Annotated in this window: 4 protein-coding genes; 3 read left to right on the forward strand and 1 reads right to left on the reverse strand. The window is 69.2% G+C overall.

Annotated elements, in window-relative coordinates; all coding sequences use genetic code 11:
* Window positions 1–99 precede the first annotated feature (99 nt).
* Window positions 100–1,347 carry a CaiB/BaiF CoA transferase family protein gene (locus EV684_RS23815; RefSeq protein WP_132649826.1) on the reverse strand — a complete coding sequence of 416 codons (1,248 nt, stop codon included), beginning with the start codon at window positions 1,345–1,347 and terminating at the stop codon, window positions 100–102.
* 98 nt (window positions 1,348–1,445) lie between these two features.
* Between EV684_RS23815 and EV684_RS23820 the strand changes: the two genes are divergently transcribed.
* Genes EV684_RS23820 through ptsP form a run of 3 tightly spaced genes read left to right on the forward strand, consistent with a single transcriptional unit; the run spans window position 1,446 to window position 3,934 of the window.
* A complete protein-coding gene (locus EV684_RS23820; RefSeq protein WP_132649827.1) occupies window positions 1,446–1,895 on the forward strand; it encodes a PTS sugar transporter subunit IIA in 450 nt (149 codons plus the stop codon).
* Window positions 1,864–2,133: an HPr family phosphocarrier protein gene (locus EV684_RS23825; protein WP_132649828.1), complete on the forward strand. Its 270-nt coding sequence runs from the start codon at window positions 1,864–1,866 to the stop codon at window positions 2,131–2,133. Before EV684_RS23820 ends, EV684_RS23825 begins: the two co-directional genes overlap by 32 nt.
* Window positions 2,134–2,155: 22 nt before the next feature.
* Window positions 2,156–3,934 (forward strand): phosphoenolpyruvate--protein phosphotransferase, encoded by a 1,779-nt coding sequence (ptsP, locus tag EV684_RS23830; RefSeq protein ID WP_132649829.1) that lies wholly within the window; start codon window positions 2,156–2,158, stop codon window positions 3,932–3,934.
* The last annotated feature ends 320 nt before the right edge of the window (window positions 3,935–4,254 follow it).

Raw genomic sequence — 4,254 nt, forward strand, 5'->3', positions numbered from 1 at the left:
CGGTTGTTGAGTGGACTGGGGGTTTGGCGATTTCCAGTCTCTCAGAACCTCTCCGGGTGAACACCCGCAACAACCTATTGAAGCTTCACATCTAGCCGCTCAGACGACGCCGCGCCCGCGCAGGTCGGCGATCTCGGCCTCGGCCAGGCCGATCTCGCGCAGCACCTCCTCGGTGTGCTCGCCCAGCAGCGGCGGTGCGCGGCGCAGCGCCGGCGGCGTTGCCGACAGCTTCATCGGGCTGGCGACGAGCTCGATCTCGCCGAGCAGCGGGTGCTGCGCCTGCGTCACCATGCCGCGCGCGCGCACCTGCTCGTCAGCGAAGACCTCGCCCAGGTCGTTGATCGGCCCGCAGGGCACGCCGGCGGCGTCGAGCGTGGCCAGCCAGTCGGCACGCGGGCGGGCGTGCAGCAGTGGCTCCAGCAGCGGGATCAAGGTCTGGCGGTTGCGCACGCGTGCGGCGTTCGTCGCGAAACGTTCGTCTGCGGCCAGTTCGGCGCAGCCGGCGATCTCGCAGAAGCGCCGGAACTGGGTGTCGTTGCCGACGGCCAGGATCAGGTGTCCGTCGGCGACCTCGAACACCTGGTAGGGCACGATGTTGGCGTGGGCGTTGCCGACACGGCGCGGCGGCGTCTTCGTCGCCAGGTAGTTGGCACCGAGGTTGGCGAGCATCGCGACCTGCGTGTCCAGCAGCGCCATGTCGACCACCTGGCCTTCGCCGGTGGCGTCGCGGTGGCGCAGTGCGGCCAGTATGGCCACCGTCGCGTACATGCCGGTGAAGAGATCGGCGACCGCGACGCCCACCTTCTGCGGCCCGGCGCCGGGCAGGCCGTCGCGTTCGCCGGTCACGCTCATCAGCCCGCCCAGGCCCTGGATCGCGTAGTCGTAGCCGGCGCGGTCGCGGTACGGGCCGGTCTGGCCGTAGCCGGTGATCGAGCAGTAGACGAGGCGCGGGCGCGTCGCGCGCATCGCCTGGGCGTCCAGGCCGTAGCGCGCCATGTCGCCGACCTTGAAGTTCTCGATCATCACGTCGGCGGTGTCGGCCAGCCGGCGCACCAGCGCCTGGCCGTCAGGGTGCGCGATGTCGATCGTCACCGAGCGCTTGTTGCGGTTGGTGCCGACGAAGTAGGCGGCCTCGGCGCTGTCGTGGCCGTCGCCGTCCTTCAGGAACGGCGGGCCCCATCCGCGTGTGTCGTCGCCGCCGGGGTGGCGGGCCGAGCGCGGACGCTCCACCTTGACGACGTCGGCGCCGAGGTCGGCGAGCGTCTGCGTGCACCAGGGGCCGGCGAGCACGCGCGAAAGGTCGAGCACCCGCAGCCCCGCGAGCGCGCCCGGTTTCAGCTGTTCCATGGCGCCGATTCTGGGCCCGCGCCGCGCGCCTAAGCCCTGCGGCGTGAACGGTGCGCAAGTCGGGACGAAAGCTGCCGATAATCCGCGCTCTTCCTGCCATGGCCGCCCTGCTCGTCATCGCCCACGCCCCGCTCGCGTCTTCGCTGCGCGCGGTGGCCTCGCACGTCTACCCGGACTGCGGCAGCGGCCTGGCGGCGCTGGACGTCGAGCCCGGCATGCAGCCCGAGCAGGTGGTCGAGCGTGCGCGTGCGCTGCTCGCCGAGCTCGGCGCCCAGGAGGCGCTGATCCTGGTCGACGTCTTCGGCGCGACGCCCTGCAACGCCGCGCTCGAACTTGCCGACGGCGTGTCCGCACGTGTCGTGGCCGGCGTCAACGTGCCGATGCTGTGGCGCACGCTGTGTTACGCCCACCTTCCGCTGGACGAACTGGTCGCGCGCGCCGTGGCCGGTGGAACGCAAGGTGTCATGCAGATCGGCGGCGCGCGCCGGCAGAATCAGGCTGTCCCTTCGGGCCCTCATGATCAAGACCCGCATCACCATCAGCAATAAGCTCGGCCTTCACGCCCGCGCCTCGGCCAAGCTGACCAAGCTGGCAGGCGGTTTCCGCAGCGAAGTCTTCCTCAGTCGCAACGGCCGGCGCGTGAACGCGAAGAGCATCATGGGGGTGATGATGCTGGCGGCGGGGCTGGGCTCCGAAATCGAGATCGAGACCGAGGGGGAGGACGAGCAGGCCGCGATGCAAGCGCTGCGCGGGCTGATCGACGCCAAGTTCGGCGAAGGCCAGTGAAGCGCGGACGGGAGCCGAACGCATGAGCATCCAGGTCTTCGGTACCCCCGTCTCCCGCGGCGTCGCGATCGGCCGCGCGGTGCTCGTTGCCTCCAGTCGCGTCGACGTCGCGCACTACTTCGTGCCCGCCGAGCGTGTCGAGCAGGAGATCGAACGCCTGCGCCAGGCACGCAACGTCGTGTCCGCTGAACTGGCCGCGCTCAAGCGCGACATGCCCCAGGACGCGCCGCCCGAGCTGTCGGCGCTGCTCGACGTGCACCAGATGCTGCTGCACGACGAGACCATGACCGCCGCGACCCGGCAATGGGTCGTCGAGCGCCACTACAACGCCGAGTGGGCGCTGTCGGCGCAGCTCGAGGTGCTGGCGCGCCAGTTCGACGAGATGGACGACGAGTACCTGCGCGAACGCAAGGCCGACGTCGAGCAGCTGGCCGAGCGGCTGTTGCGCTGCCTGGCGCGCACGAAGCCCGGCCAGAGCGCCACGCCGGATCTCGACGTGATGCGCATGCGCGACTTCGGTGGCGAGGATCCGCTCGTCCTGGTCGCCAACGACGTCGCGCCCGCCGACATGATCCAGTTCAAGCGCAGCGTGTTCACCGGCTTCGTCACCGACGTCGGCGGGCGCACCTCGCATACCGCCATCGTCGCGCGCAGCCTGGACATCCCGGCCGTCGTCGGTGCGCGCGAAGCCAGCCGATTGATCCGCCAGGACGACTGGCTCGTCATCGACGGCGATGCCGGTGTCGTCATCGTCAACCCGTCACCGATCGTGCTGGAGGAGTACCGCTTCCGCCAGCGCCAGAGTGAACTCGAGCGGGCGCGGTTGAATCGCCTGCGGCACACCCCTGCGGTGACGCTGGATGGGCAGCCGGTCGAGCTGCTGGCCAACATCGAGCTGCCGGGCGACTCGGCGGGAGCCCTGGAGGCCGGGGCGGTCGGCGTCGGCCTGTTCCGCAGCGAGTTCCTGTTCATGAACCGCGGTGGCGACCTGCCTGGCGAGGACGAGCAGTTCCTGGCCTACCGCGACGCGGTCGTCTCGATGCAGGGGCTGCCGGTGACGATCCGCACCGTCGACATCGGCGCCGACAAGCCGCTGGACCGCATGAGCCTGCAGGAGCTGCGCCACGAGCACGCGCTGAATCCGGCGCTGGGCCTGCGCGCGATCCGCTGGAGCCTGGCCGAGCCGGACATGTTCCGCCAGCAGCTGCGCGCCATCCTGCGGGCGAGTGCCTTCGGCAAGGTACGCATCCTGGTGCCGATGGTCGCGCATGTCGGCGAGATCCGGATGACGCTGGAGGCTCTGGAACGTGCGCGCCAGCAGCTCGACGACGCGGGTTGCGCCCACGGCGAGGTCGAGATCGGCGCGATGATCGAGGTGCCGGCTGCGGCGCTGATGATCGGGCGCTTCCTGGATCACTTCGATTTCGTCTCGATCGGCACCAACGACCTGATCCAGTACACGTTGGCGATCGACCGCTCCGACGACGCCGTCTCCCATCTGTTCGATCCCTGGCATCCGGCGGTGTTGCGCCTGATCGCCGACACCATCGCCAAGGCCAACGCGCGCGGCAAGGGCGTCAGCGTCTGCGGCGAGATGGCCGGCGACGCCGCGTTCACCGACTTGCTGCTGGCGATGGGGCTGCGCAGCTTCTCGATGCATCCGGCGCGCATCGCGTCGATCAAGCAGCGTGTGCTGCGCGCGGACACGCGTCGTCTGGCGGCCGGTGTCGACGCCGTGCTCAACGCCGAGGATCCGGCGCTCGAGGCGGCGCGCCTGTTCTCGACCGGCCTCGTCCACTGACGGCACCTGCGCGTGCGCTCCTGCGCACAGCCTGGCTTTCGACGGGCGAGTGGTGCCGTTTCCGGTGAACTCGCCCAAGCCGGCCGGCAGGTGCGTAGCCCGGCGCTTGAGAGTGCATCAGCGGCGTCTTCAAACTTTTTTCGCCGAACTGCTTGCAACCCGATTGAGACCCGTGCTACAGTCACAGGCTCCGCTGATCGACGGTGGTGCTTCGAAAGAAGCAGTGCCGAGAAACTCTGAAAAGGGTTTCAGCGAAAAGCAGAAAAGCCGAGTGCTTGACAGGGTTTAAAAAGAATGTCAGAATCTCGGTCTTCGCTGAT

This window comes from Rubrivivax gelatinosus (genome assembly GCF_004340905.1).
Lineage (GTDB): Bacteria > Pseudomonadota > Gammaproteobacteria > Burkholderiales > Burkholderiaceae_C > Rubrivivax > Rubrivivax gelatinosus.

Excerpts from the sequence above, each read along its gene's own strand:
- EV684_RS23825 (WP_132649828.1), top strand. The coding sequence starts at position 1,864 with ATGATCAAGACCCGCATCACCATCAGCAATAAGCTCGGCCTTCACGCC.
- ptsP (WP_132649829.1), top strand. The coding sequence starts at position 2,156 with ATGAGCATCCAGGTCTTCGGTACCCCCGTCTCCCGCGGCGTCGCGATC.
- EV684_RS23820 (WP_132649827.1), top strand. The coding sequence starts at position 1,446 with ATGGCCGCCCTGCTCGTCATCGCCCACGCCCCGCTCGCGTCTTCGCTG.
- EV684_RS23815 (WP_132649826.1), bottom strand. The coding sequence starts at position 1,347 with ATGGAACAGCTGAAACCGGGCGCGCTCGCGGGGCTGCGGGTGCTCGAC.